Origin of the sequence: Micromonospora carbonacea (assembly GCF_014205165.1) — a bacterium.
GTDB classification, from domain to species: Bacteria; Actinomycetota; Actinomycetes; order Mycobacteriales; family Micromonosporaceae; genus Micromonospora; species Micromonospora carbonacea.
On the sequence record NZ_JACHMZ010000001.1, the window covers coordinates 1,090,001 to 1,106,601 of the forward strand.

The 16,601-nt window shown below is 71.6% G+C and carries 10 protein-coding genes and 2 rRNA genes (1 of these 12 cut by a window edge); 8 read left to right on the forward strand and 4 right to left on the reverse strand.

The window, feature by feature from the left end:
* Together HDA31_RS05010 and rrf are read left to right on the forward strand one after the other, a co-directional pair.
* Positions 1–1,953 (forward strand): 23S ribosomal RNA (locus HDA31_RS05010); it begins 1,157 nt to the left of the window's first position.
* 76 nt (positions 1,954–2,029) lie between these two features.
* A 5S ribosomal RNA gene (gene rrf / locus HDA31_RS05015) occupies positions 2,030–2,146 on the forward strand.
* 112 nt (positions 2,147–2,258) lie between these two features.
* Here the strand turns inward: rrf and HDA31_RS05020 are convergent.
* Positions 2,259–2,939 carry a hypothetical protein gene (locus HDA31_RS05020; RefSeq protein ID WP_178066129.1) on the reverse strand — a complete coding sequence of 227 codons (681 nt, stop codon included), beginning with the start codon at positions 2,937–2,939 and terminating at the stop codon, positions 2,259–2,261.
* A 69-nt stretch (positions 2,940–3,008) separates the two neighbouring features.
* On the opposite strand from HDA31_RS05020, the gene HDA31_RS05025 reads away from it, so the two are divergent.
* The 3 genes from HDA31_RS05025 to HDA31_RS05035 all read left to right on the forward strand — a co-directional run bounded on the left by HDA31_RS05025 (position 3,009) and on the right by HDA31_RS05035 (position 7,416).
* Positions 3,009–5,627, forward strand: a complete 2,619-nt coding sequence (locus HDA31_RS05025) for a valine--tRNA ligase (protein ID WP_178066128.1) — start codon at positions 3,009–3,011, stop codon at positions 5,625–5,627.
* Between the two features lie 104 nt (positions 5,628–5,731).
* A complete protein-coding gene (locus HDA31_RS05030; protein ID WP_221486952.1) occupies positions 5,732–7,003 on the forward strand; it encodes a bifunctional folylpolyglutamate synthase/dihydrofolate synthase in 1,272 nt (423 codons plus the stop codon).
* Positions 7,000–7,416, forward strand: a complete 417-nt coding sequence (locus HDA31_RS05035) for a DUF4233 domain-containing protein (protein WP_178066126.1) — start codon at positions 7,000–7,002, stop codon at positions 7,414–7,416. The genes HDA31_RS05030 and HDA31_RS05035 overlap by 4 nt, the downstream gene beginning before the upstream one ends.
* A 118-nt stretch (positions 7,417–7,534) precedes the next feature.
* Here the strand turns inward: HDA31_RS05035 and HDA31_RS05040 are convergent, their stop codons facing one another.
* Complete coding sequence (locus HDA31_RS05040) at positions 7,535–8,929, reverse strand: VOC family protein (protein ID WP_178066125.1); 1,395 nt, start codon at positions 8,927–8,929, stop codon at positions 7,535–7,537.
* A gap of 143 nt (positions 8,930–9,072) precedes the next feature.
* On the opposite strand from HDA31_RS05040, the gene ndk reads away from it, so the two are divergent.
* Positions 9,073–9,498: a nucleoside-diphosphate kinase gene (gene ndk, locus HDA31_RS05045; protein WP_178066124.1), complete on the forward strand. Its 426-nt coding sequence runs from the start codon at positions 9,073–9,075 to the stop codon at positions 9,496–9,498.
* A gap of 63 nt (positions 9,499–9,561) precedes the next feature.
* Here ndk and sigJ read toward each other — a convergent pair whose 3' ends face one another.
* Together sigJ and HDA31_RS05055 are read right to left on the reverse strand one after the other, a co-directional pair.
* Positions 9,562–10,602 (reverse strand): RNA polymerase sigma factor SigJ, encoded by a 1,041-nt coding sequence (sigJ, locus tag HDA31_RS05050; protein ID WP_246384103.1) that lies wholly within the window; start codon positions 10,600–10,602, stop codon positions 9,562–9,564.
* Complete coding sequence (locus HDA31_RS05055; RefSeq protein ID WP_178066123.1) at positions 10,551–10,991, reverse strand: carboxymuconolactone decarboxylase family protein; 441 nt, start codon at positions 10,989–10,991, stop codon at positions 10,551–10,553. Before HDA31_RS05055 ends, sigJ begins: the two co-directional genes overlap by 52 nt.
* Positions 10,992–11,207: 216 nt before the next feature.
* Between HDA31_RS05055 and HDA31_RS05060 the strand changes: the two genes are divergently transcribed.
* Positions 11,208–12,791: an alkaline phosphatase D family protein gene (locus HDA31_RS05060; RefSeq protein ID WP_178066122.1), complete on the forward strand. Its 1,584-nt coding sequence runs from the start codon at positions 11,208–11,210 to the stop codon at positions 12,789–12,791.
* A gap of 362 nt (positions 12,792–13,153) precedes the next feature.
* Positions 13,154–16,327, forward strand: coding sequence for an isoleucine--tRNA ligase (ileS, locus tag HDA31_RS05065; protein ID WP_178066121.1), 3,174 nt, complete (start codon positions 13,154–13,156; stop codon positions 16,325–16,327).
* The last annotated feature ends 274 nt before the right edge of the window (positions 16,328–16,601 follow it).

Here is a 16,601-nt window from a genome sequence, read left to right on the forward strand (position 1 = left end):
CCACCCTTTAAAGAGTGCGTAATAGCTCACTGGTCAAGTGGTTCCGCGCCGACAATGTAGCGGGGCTCAAGCACACCGCCGAAGCTGTGGCACTCACATGATACTTCGCCAGGCCTTGATGTCTGGTGCAGGTGTGTGGGTGGGTAGGGGAGCGTCGTGCCGGGGGTGAAGCAGCGGGGTGACCTAGTTGTGGACGCGGCACGAGTGAGAATGCAGGCATGAGTAGCGAAAGAAGGGTGAGAAACCCTTCCGCCGGATGACCAAGGGTTCCAGGGCCAGGCTAATCCGCCCTGGGTGAGTCGGGACCTAAGGCGAGGCCGAGAGGCGTAGTCGATGGACAACGGGTTGATATTCCCGTACCCGCGAAGGAGCGCCCGTGATGAACCTCGTTGTGCTAACCACCCAAACCGCTGAGGCCTTCGGGTCAAGGTTGGGGAGCGTGGGAACCTGGCGGGTAGTAGTCAAGCGATGGGGTGACGCAGGAAGGTAGCTGATCCCGGCCGGTGGTTGTGCCGGGGTAAGCGTGTAGGCCGTGTTGTAGGCAAATCCGCAACACATGTGGCTGAGACGTGATGCCGAGCCGATTCAGGTGAAGTCAGTGATCCTATGCTGCCGAGAAAAGCCTCTAGCGAGTTCCGAGCGGCCCGTACCCCAAACCGACACAGGTGGTCAGGTAGAGAATACCGAGGCGATCGGGCGAACTGTGGTTAAGGAACTCGGCAAATTGCCCCCGTAACTTAGGGAGAAGGGGGGCCGGAGACGTGAAGCCCCTTGCGGGTGGAGCGTTGTATGGCCGCAGAGAGCAGGGGGAAGCGACTGTTTACTAAAAACACAGGTCCATGCGAAGAAGTAATTCGATGTATATGGACTGACGCCTGCCCGGTGCTGGAACGTTAAGGGGACCTGTTAGCTCCTTTCGGGGGGCGAAGCGGAGAACTTAAGCGCCAGTAAACGGCGGTGGTAACTATAACCATCCTAAGGTAGCGAAATTCCTTGTCGGGTAAGTTCCGACCTGCACGAATGGCGTAACGACTTCCCCACTGTCTCAACCACAGGCCCGGCGAAATTGCATTACGAGTAAAGATGCTCGTTACGCGCGGCAGGACGGAAAGACCCCGGGACCTTTACTATAGCTTGACATTGGTATCTGAGTTAGCTTGTGTAGGATAGGTGGGAGCCGGTGAAGCCTATACGCCAGTATGGGTGGAGGCAATCTTGAAATACCACTCTGGTTGATTCGGGTATCTAACTTCGGGCCGTTATCCGGTTCAGGGACAGTGTCTGGTGGGTAGTTTAACTGGGGCGGTTGCCTCCTAAAGGGTAACGGAGGCGCCCAAAGGTTCCCTCAGCCTGGTTGGCAATCAGGTGTTGAGTGCAAGTGCACAAGGGGGCTTGACTGTGAGACTGACAGGTCGAGCAGGGACGAAAGTCGGGACTAGTGATCCGGCACTTGCGTGTGGAAGCGGTGTCGCTCAACGGATAAAAGGTACCCCGGGGATAACAGGCTGATCTTCCCCAAGAGTCCATATCGACGGGATGGTTTGGCACCTCGATGTCGGCTCGTCGCATCCTGGGGCTGTAGCAGGTCCCAAGGGTTGGGCTGTTCGCCCATTAAAGCGGTACGCGAGCTGGGTTTAGAACGTCGTGAGACAGTTCGGTCCCTATCCGCCGTGCGCGTAGGATACTTGAGAAGGGCTGTCCCTAGTACGAGAGGACCGGGACGGACGAACCTCTGGTGTGCCAGTTGTCCCGCCAGGGGCACGGCTGGTTGGCTACGTTCGGAAGGGATAACCGCTGAAAGCATCTAAGCGGGAAGCCTGCTTCAAGATGAGGTATCCCACCCACCTTTGGTGGGGTAAGGCCCCCAGCTAGACGACTGGGTTGATAGGCCGGAGATGTAAGCTCGGTAACGGGTTGAGTTGACCGGTACTAATAGGCCGAGGACTTGACTACGAAGCTGCTACGCGTCCACTGTGCAACTCTGAACAAACAGGCGGCCCTGGGTGGTTGTTTGATATGTTCATAGAGTTACGGCGGTCATGGCGGAGGGGAAACGCCCGGTTACATTCCGAACCCGGAAGCTAAGCCCTCCAGCGCCGATGGTACTGCACTCGGGAGGGTGTGGGAGAGTAGGACACCGCCGGACATTCTTTCGTTTCAGGGCCACCCCGATCCGGGGTGGCCCTGAAACGCATACCGGCCCGAACACCGCCCGCAGCACCCGGGGTGCCGCCAGCGGTCGCAGACCCCGGACGGGATCAGGCGCGTGTCTGGATCTCCTCGCGGATCTGGCGCAGCAGGTCACCGGCGGAATCCACCGGACGGCCCGGGAACATCGCCATCGCGACGCTGCCGTGGTCGGCCCAGCCGCAGATCGCGAAGTCGCCGCCCTCGCCGCTGGTGGTGCCGCACTTCATCACCCCGCCGAGCCGCCCGGGGGAGACCTCCCGCAGGCCGGTGACCTTCCCGGTCTCGTCCGTCATGAGGCGGAACAGGGTGTCGAGATCGCGTTCGGGCTGCCACAGCAGCGTCGTACCGCCGAAGATGAGCACCGCCCGCTTGTCGTCCGCCGGGTCCCGGTAGACGGTGCCGAAGCTGCGGTCCAGGTCGATGTCGGCGGAGAGCCCGTCGCGCAGGTAGTCGGCGGTGCTGCGGGCGCGTTCGCTGTCGTCCCGCTGTAGGCCGGCGACGGCCTCGGGGCTGGACAGCTCGGTGTCCTTCTGCTGTGCCACCCGCCAGCCGGCGATGCCGAGCGCGCCCACGCCGGCGAGGCCGGCCGCCAGGACCGCCGCGAGGACGATCCGCCGCCGCCGGGACCGGGGCGCGCGGCCGGGGCCGTCCTCCGGATCCTGGTTGCCGAGGCGGATCGGCTCCTCGGTGAGGTCGATCGGCTCGGGCTCGTCGGCGAGCGAACGCTGCGTGAGATGCGCGTCGGACATAGCCGACACCGTACGCGAACAACAGGTGGCGCACGTCGGGTCCTCGGAAGCGCTCCGTAGACTTTGAGGGTGACCGAGAGACTGGATGCCCGACGCCCCGCCGCCCCGACCCTCTCCGCCCAGTACCAGCCGGGCGAGGTAGAGCAGCGACGGTACGAGCAGTGGGTAGCCGGTGGCCGGTTCCGGGCGTCGGCCCAGAGCGACAAGCCGCCGTTCACCGTGGTCATCCCCCCGCCGAACGTCACCGGTTCGCTGCACATGGGCCACGCCTTCGAGCACACGCTGATGGACGCGCTGACCCGGCGCAAGCGGATGCAGGGCTACGAGGCGCTCTGGCTGCCGGGCATGGACCACGCCGGCATCGCCACCCAGAACCTCGTGGAGCGGCAGCTGGCGGGGGAGGGCCTGTCCCGTCACGACCTGGGCCGCGAGAAGTTCGTCGAGCGGGTGTGGCAGTGGAAGGCCGAGTCCGGCGGCGCGATCCTGGGCCAGATGCGTCGCCTCGGCGACGCCGTCGACTGGGACCGGGAGCGTTTCACCATGGACGCCGGCCTCTCCCGGGCCGTGCAGACCATGTTCAAGAAGCTCTTCGACGACGGGCTGATCTACCGGGCCAACCGGATCATCAACTGGTGCCCGCGCTGCCTGACCGCGCTCTCCGACATCGAGGTCGAGCACACCGACGACGAGGGCGAGCTGGTTTCGATCCGCTACTCCGCCGACGTGGTGGTGGCCACGACCCGCGCCGAGACGATGCTCGGCGACACCGCCGTGGCGGTGCACCCCGACGACGAGCGGTACCAGCACCTGATCGGCACCGAGGTCGAGGTGCCGCTGACCGGCCGCCGGATCCCGATCGTGGCCGACGAGCACGTCGACCCGGCCTTCGGCACGGGCATGGTGAAGGTGACCCCGGCGCACGACCCGAACGACTTCGAGATCGGCCAGCGGCACGGCCTGCCCGCCCTGGCGATCATGGACGAGCGCGGGGTGATCACCGCTCACGGGCCGTTCCAGGGCCTCGACCGCTACGAGGCCCGGCCGGCGATCGTGGCCGCGCTGCGCGAGCAGGGCCTCGTCGTGGCCGAGAAGCGGCCGTACGTGCACGCCGTCGGCCACTGCTCCCGGTGCAAGACCACGGTCGAGCCGCGGCTGTCGTTGCAGTGGTTCGTCAACACCGGCCCGCTGGCCAAGGCGGCCGGTGACGCGGTGCGCGACGGCCGGGTGAAGATCGAGCCCGCCGAGCTGGCGAAGCGGTACTTCGCGTGGGTCGACAACATGCACGACTGGTGCATCTCCCGCCAGCTCTGGTGGGGCCACCGCATCCCCGTCTGGTACGGGCCGGACGGCGAGATCGTCTGCGTCGGGCCCGACGAGGAGCCGCCGACCGGCGCGGGCTGGCACCAGGACGAGGACGTGCTGGACACCTGGTTCTCCAGCGGCCTGTGGCCGTTCTCCACGCTGGGCTGGCCGGAGCAGACGCCGGACCTGGCGAAGTTCTACCCGACCAGCGTCCTGGTCACCGGCTACGACATCCTGTTCTTCTGGGTCGCCCGGATGATGATGTTCGGCCTGTACGCGATGGACGGCCGGCAGCCGTTCGACGTCGTCGCCCTGCACGGCATGGTGCGCGACGAGCACGGCAAGAAGATGTCGAAGTCGTTCGGCAACGTGGTCGACCCGCTGGACTGGATCGACCGGTTCGGCGCCGACGCGACCCGGTTCACCCTCGCCCGGGGCGCCAACCCCGGCCAGGACGTCCCGGTCAGCGAGGACTGGTGCCAGGGCTCCCGCAACTTCTGCAACAAGCTCTGGAACGCCACCCGCTTCGCGCTGATGAACGGCGCGCACGTCGACGGCCCGCTGCCGGACGCCGGGCAGCTCTCGACCGTCGACCGGTGGATCCTGTCCCGGCTGGCGCACGTCACCGCCGAGGTGGACGAGCAGTTCGAGGCGTACGAGTTCGCGAAGGTCTGCGACCTGCTCTACCACTTCGCGTGGGACGACGTCTGCGACTGGTACGTGGAGCTGAGCAAGCCGGTGCTCGCCGAGGGCGGGCCCGCCGCCGACGCCACCCGCCGGGTGCTCGGGCACGTGCTCGACCAGCTGCTGCGGCTGCTGCACCCGGTGATCCCCTTCGTCACCGAGGAGCTGTGGATCGCCCTCACCGGCAGGGAGACCGTCATGACGGCCGCCTGGCCGGCTGCCGACCGTACCGGAATCGACGACGCCGCGGAGGGCGAGGTCGGCACCGTCCAGCGGGTGGTGACCGAGATCCGGCGCTTCCGGTCCGACCAGGGCCTGCGGCCCACGCAGCGGGTCGTCGCGCGGCTCGACGGCCTGGCCGGCGCGGGCATCGCGGGCCACGAGCGGCTGATCCGGTCGCTGGTCCGGCTCGACCTGCCCGCCGACGACTTCCAGGCCAGCGCCACCCTCGCCATGCCCGGCGAGGTGAGCGTCGCGCTGGACACCCGGGGTTCGATCGACGTGGCCGCCGAGCGGGCCCGGCTCACCAAGGACCGGGCGGCGGCCGAGAAGGAGGTCGCCCAGGCCCGGGCGAAGCTCGACAACCCGGCGTTCGTGGGGAAGGCCCCGGAGCCGGTGGTCGCCAAGATCCGGGAGCGGCTGGCCACCGCCGAGGCCGACCTGGTCCGCATCGACGCCGCTCTGGAGGCGCTGCCCTCGTGACCGACCGCACCGACCGCACCGACCGCGCCCGTGGGGGCGACGGCGGTGGCCGCACCGAGTTCGCCGAGGTGGAGGCCGCGCTCAACGGGCGCGGCTTCACCCGCATGCACTTCGAGCTGGACCGCATCGAGACGCTGCTCGACCTGCTCGGCAGCCCGCAGCGGGCGTACCCGTCGATCCACCTCACCGGGACCAACGGCAAGACGTCCACCGCCCGGATGATCGACTCGCTGCTGCGGGCGTTCGGGCTGCACACCGGCCGCTACACCAGCCCGCACCTGGAGAGCGTGCGGGAGCGGATCAGCCTCGACGGGGAGCCGGTGACCGAGGACCGGTTCGTGGCCACGTACCGCGAGGTCGCCCCCCTGGCCGAGCTGGTCGACCAGCGCTCCGCCGAGCCGCTGACGTACTTCGACATGACCACGGCGCTGGCGTTCGCGACGTTCGCCGACGCCCCGGTGGACGTCGCCGTGGTCGAGGTGGGGCTCGGCGGCGCGGAGGACGCCACCAACGTGCTCCAGGCCGGGGTGGCGGTGCTCACCCCGATCGGGCTCGACCACACCGAGTGGCTGGGCGACACCCTCCAGGACATCGCCCTGCACAAGGCCGGGATCATCCACAAGGGCGCCACGGTCGTCTGCGCGGCGCAGGAGGAGGAGGCCGCCCGGCCCATCCTGGAACGCTGCGCCGAGGTCGGCGCGACCGTCGCCCGCGAGGGGTCCGAGTTCGGCGTGCTGCGCCGGTCGGTCGCCGTCGGCGGCCAGGTCCTGAACATCCAGGGGCTCGGCGGGGTGTACGAGGAGGTGTTCGTCCCGCTGCACGGCGCGCACCAGGCGCAGAACGCGGCGGTGGCGCTGGCCGCCGTGGAGGCGTTCCTCGGTGCGGGCGCGAAGCGGCAGCTCGACGTCGAGGCCGTCCGGGAGGGGTTCGCCTCCGTCAGCTCGCCCGGCCGGCTGGAGAAGGTGCGCACGGCACCGACGATCCTGCTCGACGGCGCGCACAACCCGCACGGGATGGCCGCGACGGTCACCGCGTTGCAGGAGGAGTTCGCGTTCAGCAAACTCGTCGGCGTGCTCGCCGTGCTCGGCGACAAGGACGCCGCGGGCCTGCTGGAGCTGCTGGAACCAGTGCTCGATCACCTGGTGGTCGCCCGCAACTCCTCGCCCCGGGCGATGCCGGCCGAGGAACTGGCCGGGCTGGCCCGGGAGGTCTTCGGGCCGGAACGGGTGGAGGTGGCCGAGGAGATGCCCGACGCGATCGAGGCGGCGGTGGCGCAGGCCGAGTCCGACGTGCCCGGCGAGCTGGCCGGGGTCGGCGTGCTCATCACCGGGTCGGTGGTGACCGTGGCCGACGCCCGCCGGCTGCTGAAGCGATGACGTCCTCCGAGGAGCGTCCTTCCTCCGCCGCCGCCGAGGAGGGCTCCTCCTCGCTGGGCGGGGCGGGGCAGCGGCGGTCCGGGCTGCGTAACCCAGAGGGGGCCGTGCGGGGCCTCGGCGCGGGGACGCTGGGCCTGGAGGCGCTGGTGCTGCTGCTCGCCATCCAGCCGATCCGGGTGGTCGGCGGCGAGCTCAGCGGCGCGGCCATCGCGGTGATCGTGGCGTTGGCCGTGGCGGCGGTGGCGCTCGCCGGCATGATGCGCCGCCCGTGGGCCTGGCACGCCGGCACCGTGCTCCAGGGGGCGCTGCTGCTCGCCGGGCTGCTGCACTGGTCGCTGCTGGCGCTGGGGATCATCTTCGCGCTGGTCTGGGGCTATGCCCTGCACGTGCGCCGGGTGATCCTCGGCCGCTGAGCGCTCCTCCCGTCGCCCTGTCGCCCGCCTCGCGCCGTCGCTTCGGGTGCGGGCGGAGGCTGTTAGGAAGGGGCCCCTGCGCTACGGAATGCGTTAACAGGGGGCCCTTCCTTGCGCCTCAGGCGTCGGCGCGGGTGCGCCACTGGGTGAGGGCGACCCCGTGGCCGTCCGGGTCGCGGAACGCGGCCGCCCACACCTCCAGCTTGGTGCCCCGGTTGACCACCCGGGGGGCGTAGGTGAAGCGGACGCCGGAGTCGCGCATCCGCTCGTACGCGCCCTGGATGTCGTCGACCTCCAGGTTGACGTGGACGAGGCGGCGGCTCATGGGGGCGGCACCGGCGACCTCGCGCAGCACCAGCCGGGTCGCCCCGGAGGCGAGCACGGCGTTGCCGGAGCCCCGGTCGACCTCGGTGAAGCCGAGGGTGTCGCGGTAGAACTCCAGCGAGCGGCCCAGGTCGGTGACCAGCAGGGTGATGCCGACGCCGCTGATCGGGGCGGCGGCGTCGGCCGGCTCGGCCTCCGGGTCGTAGCCGAAGATCGCCTCGTCCAGTTCGGCCTGGTCCAGGGGGGCCGCCCGGGTGCCCGGGTCGTCCAGCGGCACGTCGATCGGGTCGGCGGGCGGGTCGGCGATCGGGTCGGCGGGCGGGCGCGCCTCGACCGGGTCGGCGGGCGCGGGGCCCGCGTCGATGGTCTCCACCGGCACGGTCCGGTCGAACCGGTCGTCGGCCGGGTCGAACCGCTCGTCGGTCGCCGCGAACCGCTCCTCGGCCGGGGAACGGGGGGCCGGGGTGGCCCGGCGGGGCAACTGGCCGGTGCTCGGCTCCACCAGCGTCCCCTCCAGCACGACCGGTCCGCCGGGGCGGTGGTGCATCACGACGGGTTCCCGGTCCTCCGGCAGCGGGCCGAGGTCGTCGTGCAGCGGGTGCAGGTCGTCGGGCACCGGCGCGTCGCGCGGGTCGTCGTGGAAGTCGTCGTCCGGGGCGCGACCGGCCCACGGCGGCGCCTCCTGCCCGATGAGCACCTCGTCGACGGGGTCGGGCGCGGCGAACTCGGGCGGCAGGTCGGCGGCCGCCGCTGCGGCGGTCTCCGAATGGGTGGGCACGTCGTCCCAGAGGACCCGGACGTGGCGCTGGTCGTCGAGGGCCACCCGGATCGGCAGGGCCTGGCCGACCGCCGGCCACTTCGCCACCGGCACCCTCGGCTCGATGATCTTCTTCGACCGGGGCGGCATGCCGGGCGCGTCGATGACCAGTTGCAGCTCGCAGCGGCCGAACGCGTACGTGGTGGGGGGCTCGGAGGCGCTGTGCACGTGCCCGATGCCGACGACCCAGGTGCGCCCGCCGCCGCGCACGGTGGCCAGCGCGACCGCCAGCACCACCAGCGCCACGCCCAGCGCCACGATCGCCCAACTGGTCATGCCCAGCCCGAACAGGACCACGAAGGTCGCCACGGTGCCGAGCACCGCGGCGATGAGCTTGCGTACCGGCGCGATGGGTCGGTTCCCGTTAGCCACAGTGGACCTCCCTGGAGTCAAGGGCCAGGCTAGGCCGGATCGGCGACCCAGGGAAAGAGCAGCCGCCGCGCCGGCGCCGGGACCGGGTCGCTAGGCTGACCGTACCCAGCCGAGCCGCCTTCCGCGCACAGGAGGAACCCAGCGTGTCCAGCAGCAGCCCGGACGAGCGCACCCTCGTCCTGATCAAGCCCGACGCGGTCCGCCGTGGCCTGGTCGGCGAGATCCTCTCCCGCTTCGAGCGCAAGGGCCTGCGGATCGACGCCATGGTGACCCGGGCGCTGGACGGCGACTTCGCCGACCAGCACTATGCCGAGCACGTCGACAAGCCGTTCTACCCGCCGCTGAAGGGCTTCATGACCAGCGGCCCGCTGGTCGCCCTCGTGCTCGCCGGCGACCAGGTCGTCGAGGTCGTGCGCGGCATGATCGGCAGCACCGACGGTCGCCGCGCCGCCGCCGGCACCATCCGCGGCGACTTCTCCCTGTCCAACCGGGAGAACCTGGTGCACGCCTCCGACTCGGCCGACAGCGCCAAGCGCGAGATCGCGCTCTGGTTCCCCGAGCTGGACTGACGGCCCCCGGGCGAACTGACGGGTTTCCGACCGCGCGGGCGGTGAGGCGGCCCGGTGGCCGCCTCACTCCGCCAGCCGGGTCAGCTTGTCCGGGTTGCCCACCAGGTAGAGGCCGGTGATCCGGCCGTCGGCGGCGGCCACGGCCAGCGCGTACCGCCGGCCGTCGGGCCAGTGGATGACGACCCCGGGCCGGCTGTTGAGCTCGGTCGGGGCGACCCGGGCCGCCGGCCGGCGGCGGGGCCCGTGGATGCCGGCGAAGAAGCGGGCGACCCGGTCCGCCCCGTGCACCGGGTTGCGGGCCGACCGGACCCGCCCGCCGCCGTCGGCCCACACCGTGACGTCGTCGGCCACCAGGTCGGTCAGCCGGGCCAGGTCGCCGTCGCGGGCGGCGGCGAGGAACGCGTCGAGCAGCCGCCGCTGCTCGCCGGGGCTCGCGGTGAAGCGGCGGCGGCCCACGGCGACCTTGTCCGCCGCCCGGTGGTGCAGCTGCCGGCAGTCCGCCGCCGACCGGCCGACGATCCCGGCGATCTCGGCGAACGGCAGCGCGAACGCGGTGCGCAGCACGTAGACGGCGCGTTCCGGCGCGGTCAGCCGCTCCAACAGGTGCAGCAGCGCCAGCGAGAGCGAGTCGCGCAGCTCCGCGTGCTCGGCTGGCCCGAAGGGCGGCTCGACCGGAGGCCCGAACGGCGAGGGCGCGGTGGCCACGGGCTCGGGCAGCCACGTCCCGACGTACGTCTCCCGGGCCGCCTGCCGCGCGCGGAGCCGGTCGATCGCGAGCCGGGTGACCACCCGGGACAGGTAGCGGCGCGGCTCGGCCACGGCCGACCGGTCGACGCCGACCCACCGCAGGTAGGCGTCCTGGAGCACGTCCTCGGCGTCGTGCAGGCTGCCGAGCAGCCGGTACGCCAGCCCGAGCAACATCGGCCGGTGCGCGTCGAGCACGCCGGCCGCCCCCGTCGCGTCGGCTGCCGTCGTCCCGGCCGGCTCCGTCGGCGGGACCGGCGCGCGACCGGGCCGGCCCCCGCTCCCGGCCAGCCGCGCCCCCGGTGCCGTCACTCGTGCGTCGAGGGGCGGCGTCGGGTGGCCGCCACGATCCGGTTCCACACGTTGATGGTGGCGATCGCGACCGTCAGGTCCGCCAGTTCCCGCTCCGACCAGACCTTCGTGGCGGCGTCCCACACGTCGTCGGGGACCCCGTGCTCGCCGAGGCGGGTGAGCGCGTCGGTGAGCGCGAGCGCGGTGCGTTCCCGCTCGTCGAAGAAGGGCGCCTCCCGCCAGGCGGCCACGGCGAACAGCCGCCGGCTGGACTCGCCCGCCGCGAGCGCCTCCCGGCTGTGCATGTCCACGCAGAACGCGCAGCCGTTCAGCATGGACGCCCGGAGCTTCACCAGCTCCAGCACGGTGTGGTCGACGTTGTCCCGGGCGTAGCGCTCCAGCCCGGACACCGCCCGGTGGGCCTCCGGCGCCACCGCCGTCAGGTCGATCCGGCTCATCGTGTCTCCCCTCGTCGTGAGCATGCACCCGGGACGACGGCCGACGGGGCCCGGATGTGACAGCTCGCGGTGTGACGCGCGTCATCGGCGGCGGCGCGCGGGTCACGGCGGCCCCGACTGGTCAGTCGGCCTTTCCCCGCCGGTCATCCGGCCCGCCGCGACAGCACACCTGCCCCCGGTACACCACTGGTGACCAACTTCCCGTGGAGGGGACAGATGACTTCTCTCGACCGACGTACCCTGCTGCGCGCCGGCCTCGCGACCGGGGCGGGCCTGGCCGGCGGCACGCTGTTCGGCGCGGCCGACGGCCGGGCTGCCGGTGCCGGGGCGACTCCGCCGGCCGGCGCGCCCGCCTGGCGGCCCGCCGGCCGGCCCGTGCTCACCCACGGCGTGCAGAGCGGCGACGTCACGGCCGACTCGGCGCTGGTGTGGACCCGCGCCGACCGGCCGGGCCGGATGTGGGTGGAGGTGAGCCGCCGGCCCGACCTGCGCGGCGCGCGGCTGCTGCGCGGCCCGGTGCTCGACCCGTCCGCCGACTTCACCGGCCGGGTGCGGGTGCGCGGCCTGCCGTGCGGCGAGCGGCTGCACTACCGGGTGTCGGTGGAGAGCCTGGACCGGCACGGGGTGCGCAGCGAGCCGCTGGTCGGCTCGTTCGCCACCGCGCCCGGCGCGCACGGCCGGCGGGGCGTGCGGTTCGTCTGGACCGGCGACATCGCCGGGCAGGGGTGGGGCATCGCCCCCGACTTCGGCGGGATGCGGATCTTCCAGGCGATGCGGTCCGTCCGCCCCGACTTCTTCCTGTGCAGCGGCGACACCGTGTACGCCGACGGGCCGCTCGCCGAGACGGTGACGCTGCCCGACGGCCGGATCTGGCGAAACCTGGTCACCCCGGAGAAGAGCAAGGTCGCCGAGACCCTCGCCGAGTACCGGGGGCAGTTCGCGTACAACCTGCTCGACGAGCACCTGCGCGCGTTCGTCGCCGAGGTGCCGCAGGTCAACCAGTGGGACGACCACGAGGTGACCAACAACTGGTATCCCGGGGAGGTCCTGGCCGACGCCCGGTACACCGAGCAGCGGGTCGACGTGCTCGCCGCGCGGGCCCGGCAGGCGTTCGGCGAGTGGCTGCCGGTGCCGGCGGGCGGGCCGCTGTACCGGAAGCTGTCGTACGGGCCGCTGCTGGACGTGTTCGTGCTGGACATGCGCACCTACAAGGACCCCAACGACGGCAACACGTACGCCGACCCGAAGCGCGGCCTGCTCGGCCGGGAGCAGCGGGCGTGGCTGGTCCGGGAGCTGAAGCGGTCCCGGGCGACGTGGAAGGTGATCGCCAACGACCTGCCGATCGGCCTGGTGGTGCCGGACGGGGCGGCGCAGGAGGGCGTGGCGCAGGGCGACCCCGGCGCGCCCGCCGGGCGGGAGCTGGAGTTCGCCGAGGTGCTGGGCGCGACGCACCGGGCCGGGGTGACCGGGATCGTGTTCCTCACGGCCGACGTGCACTACACGGCGGCGCACCACTACGACCCGGCGCGGGCGGCGGTGGCCGACTTCACCCCGTTCTGGGAGTTCGTCTCCGGGCCGGCGCACGCGGGCGCGTTCGGGCCGAACGCCCTGGACGGCACGTTCGGCCCGCAGGCGGTCTTCGTCAACGCCCCGCCGCGGGCGAACACGTCGCCGGCTGAGGGCTTCCAGCACTTCGGCGAGGTGGCCATCGACGGCGGGTCGGGCGCGTTCACGGTGCACCTGCGCGACCGCGACGGGGCCTCGCTCTGGACCACCACCCTGCCCGCCCCGGGCCGCTGACCCGATCCCGACCCGGTCCGCGGGCGGTTGCCGTGGCGCGCGAGACGGCAACCGCCCCCGGGGCCGGGCGGAGCGGTCAAGTCGGCGGCGGGCGACGACGCCGATCGCGTATCCTTGACCCTCAGCAAGGCGACGACCCGGCCATCACCGGTGAGCCTCCGGAAGAACAGCCGGCGCAACCCGGCCCAGTAGAACCGGACGGGTCCGGCCCGTCACAGCCGGCAACGAGCGGGCGGTCGATCCTGGCCGCCAAGCGGGGTGGTACCGCGGGCCTGCCCCGGCGCGCCGGCGACGGCGTACCGGAGGAGGGCTCGTCCTCGCAGACCCACACTGAGTGAGCTGCGCGAGGAGAGCGACCCCCGATGGCCTATCCGTTGCACGACCCGACCGCCGCCGGCGTCCCGGCGAGCCCCGACCTGCCCGCGGTCGAGCGCCGGGTGCTGGAGCACTGGGCGGCCGACAAGACCTTCGAGGCGTCCGTCGAGGCCCGCCCCGCCGGGGACGACGGCAAGAACGAGTACGTCTTCTACGACGGCCCGCCGTTCGCCAACGGCCTGCCGCACTACGGCCACCTCTTCACGGGGTACGTCAAGGACGCGGTGCCCCGCTACCAGACGATGCGCGGCCGGCACGTCGAGCGGCGCTTCGGCTGGGACTGCCACGGCCTGCCGGCCGAGGTCGTCGCCGAGAAGCAGCTCGGCATCACCAGCAAGGCGGAGATCCTCGACCTGGGCGTGGCCCGGTTCAACGAGGCGTGCCGCGCCTCGGTGCTGGAGTTCACCCAGGACTGGGAGCGGTACGTCACCCGGCAGGCCCGCTGGGTCGACTTCGCCAACGACTACAAGACCCTCGACCTGGACTACATGGAAAGCGTCATGTGGGCCTTCAAGACCCTGCACGACAAGGGCCTGGTCTACGAGGGCTTCCGGGTGCTGGCGTACTGCTGGCGGTGCGAGACCCCGCTGTCGAACACCGAGACCCGGATGGACGACGTCTACAAGGACCGGCACGACCCCACGCTGACCGTGTGGTTCGGGCTGACCGCCGACGACGCCGCCCCCGAGCTGCTGCGCGGGCCGGTGAAGCTGGGCGTGTGGACCACCACGCCGTGGACGCTGCCGTCGAACCTGGCGCTCGCCGTCGGCCCCGACATCGAGTACGCGGTGCTGGAGCGCGACGGCGACCGGTTCGTCGTCGGCGCGGCGCGGCTGGGCGCGTACGCGAAGGAGCTGGAGGGGTACGAGCAACTCGGGACGGTGCACGGCCGCGACCTGGTTGGCCGCCGCTACACCCCGCTGTACGACTTCCTCGTCTCCCGGGCCGGCGAGAACGCCTACCAGGTGCTCGGGGCGGAGTTCGTCACCACCGAGGACGGCACCGGGATCGTCCACCTCGCCCCGGCCTTCGGCGAGGACGACCAGAACGTCTGCAACGCGGCCGGCATCCCGACCGTCGTCACCGTCGACGACCACACCCGGTTCACCGCGCTGGTCCCGCCCTACGAGGGCGAGCAGGTCTTCGACGTCAACAAGCCGGTGATCCGGGAGCTGAAGGAACGGGGGGTGGTGCTGCGGCAGGACACCTACACCCACTCCTACCCGCACTGCTGGCGCTGCGACACCCCGCTGGTCTACAAGGCGGTGTCGTCGTGGTTCGTGGCGGTGACGCGGTTCAAGGACCGGATGGTCGAGCTGAACCAGCAGATCAACTGGACCCCGGGGCACATCAAGGACGGCTCGTTCGGCAAGTGGCTGGCCAACGCCCGGGACTGGTCGATCAGCCGCAACCGGTTCTGGGGCTCGCCGATCCCGGTGTGGAAGTCCGACGACCCGACCCACCCGCGCGTCGACGTCTACGGGTCGCTGGACGAGATCGAGCGGGACTTCGGCGTGCGCCTGACCGACCTGCACCGGCCGGCGGTCGACGACCTGGTGCGCCCCAACCCGGACGACCCGACCGGCAAGTCGACCATGCGCCGGGTGCCCGAGGTGCTGGACTGCTGGTTCGAGTCCGGCTCGATGCCGTTCGCCCAGGTGCACTACCCGTTCGAGAACCGCGACTGGTTCGAGCACCACTACCCGGGCGACTTCATCGTCGAGTACATCGGGCAGACCCGCGGCTGGTTCTACACCATGCACGTGCTGGCCACGGCGCTGTTCGACCGGCCGGCGTTCCGCAACTGCCTCAGCCACGGCATCCTGCTCGGCTCCGACGGACGCAAGATGTCCAAGAGCCTGCGCAACTACCCGGACGTCTACCACGTCTTCGACTCGTACGGCTCCGACGCGATGCGCTGGATGCTGATGTCGTCGCCGGTGCTGCGCGGCGGGGACATGCCGGTCACCGAGGGGTCGATCCGCGACGCCGTCCGGCAGGTGCTGCTGCCGCTGTGGAACGTGTGGTACTTCTTCTCGCTCTACGCCAACGCCGACGGCCACACCGCCCGGCGGCGGGTGGACTCCACCCACCTGCTCGACCGGTACGTGCTGGCGAAGACCAACGAGCTGGTCGCCACGACGCAGGCACAGCTCGACGCGTACGACATCTCGGGGGCCTGCGCCACGGTCCGGTCGTTCCTCGACGCGCTGACCAACTGGTACGTCCGCCGGTCCCGCGACCGGTTCTGGTCCGGCGACGCCGACGCGTTCGACACGCTCTGGACGGTGCTGGAGACGCTGTGCCGGGTGGTGGCCCCGCTGGCGCCGCTGACCGCCGAGGAGATCTGGCGCGGCCTCACCGGCGAGCGGTCGGTGCACCTGACCGACTGGCCGACGGCCGAGGAGTTCCCCGCCGACCACGAGCTCGTCGCGGCGATGGACGCCGTCCGGGACGTCTGCTCGGCGGCGCTGTCGCTGCGCAAGGCCAAGGGGCTGCGGGTGCGGCTGCCGCTGTCGAAGCTGACCGTCGCCTCGCCGGTGGCGGCGCAGCTGCGCCCGTTCGCCGACCTGGTCGCCGACGAGGTCAACGTGAAGGCCGTGGAGTTCTCCGAGGAGGTCGCCAGCTATTGCCAGCAGGTGCTGACCGTGGTGCCCCGGGCCCTCGGGCCCCGCGTCGGCAAGCAGGTGCAGCAGGTGATCAAGGCGGTCAAGGCGGGCGAGTGGGAGCTGGTCGACGGCGCCCCCGTCGCCGCCGGGGTCACCCTCGCCGAGGGCGAGTACGAGCTGCGCCTCGTCGCCGCCGACGCCGAGCACTCCGCGCCGCTGCCCGGCGCGCAGGGCGTGGTCGTGCTCGACACGGCGGTCACCCCGGAGCTGGCCGCCGAGGGGCTGGCCCGCGACGTGGTGCGGGTGGTGCAGCAGGCCCGCCGCGACGCCGACCTGGAGGTGTCGGACCGGATCGCGCTGACGCTGTCGGCGTCGGCGGAGGTCCGGGCGGCGGTGGCGGCGTACCGGGACTTCGTGGCCCGCGAGGTGCTCGCCGACGCGATCGAGGTGGTGGCGGAGGACGCCGACCTCGCCGACCGCGCCGGTCGGCCCGGCTTCGCCGGCGAGGTCGGCGACGGCGAGGGCGTGACGGTCGCGGTGCGCCGCGCCTGAGGTGTAAGGAGGGGCCCCCTGTTAACGCTTTCTGTATAGGAGGGGGCCCCTCTCAACCGCCCCGGGCCGCGTCGCGCGATGGCCCGGGGCGGTGCCGGCCATCCGAGCGGGCGTGCCGGCCACGGAGCGGTCGCGGCGGCGACCCGTGCGGGCGGGCTCGACAGCGTCGGCTAACGTGACAACACCCGTGCCAGCACGGACCACCGGTATCGGCCGACCGCTGGTTACCGGCCCGACCGGCCGTCCCCGCACGGCCGCCTGTCCCAGCACGACC

Coding starts and splice junctions, on each gene's coding strand:
- HDA31_RS05020 (WP_178066129.1), bottom strand. CDS start 2,939: ATGTCCGACGCGCATCTCACGCAGCGTTCGCTCGCCGACGAGCCCGAG.
- HDA31_RS05030 (WP_221486952.1), top strand. CDS start 5,732: ATGCACTTCGAGCTGGACCGCATCGAGACGCTGCTCGACCTGCTCGGC.
- HDA31_RS05035 (WP_178066126.1), top strand. CDS start 7,000: ATGACGTCCTCCGAGGAGCGTCCTTCCTCCGCCGCCGCCGAGGAGGGC.
- HDA31_RS05055 (WP_178066123.1), bottom strand. CDS start 10,991: ATGAGCCGGATCGACCTGACGGCGGTGGCGCCGGAGGCCCACCGGGCG.
- HDA31_RS05060 (WP_178066122.1), top strand. CDS start 11,208: ATGACTTCTCTCGACCGACGTACCCTGCTGCGCGCCGGCCTCGCGACC.
- ileS (WP_178066121.1), top strand. CDS start 13,154: ATGGCCTATCCGTTGCACGACCCGACCGCCGCCGGCGTCCCGGCGAGC.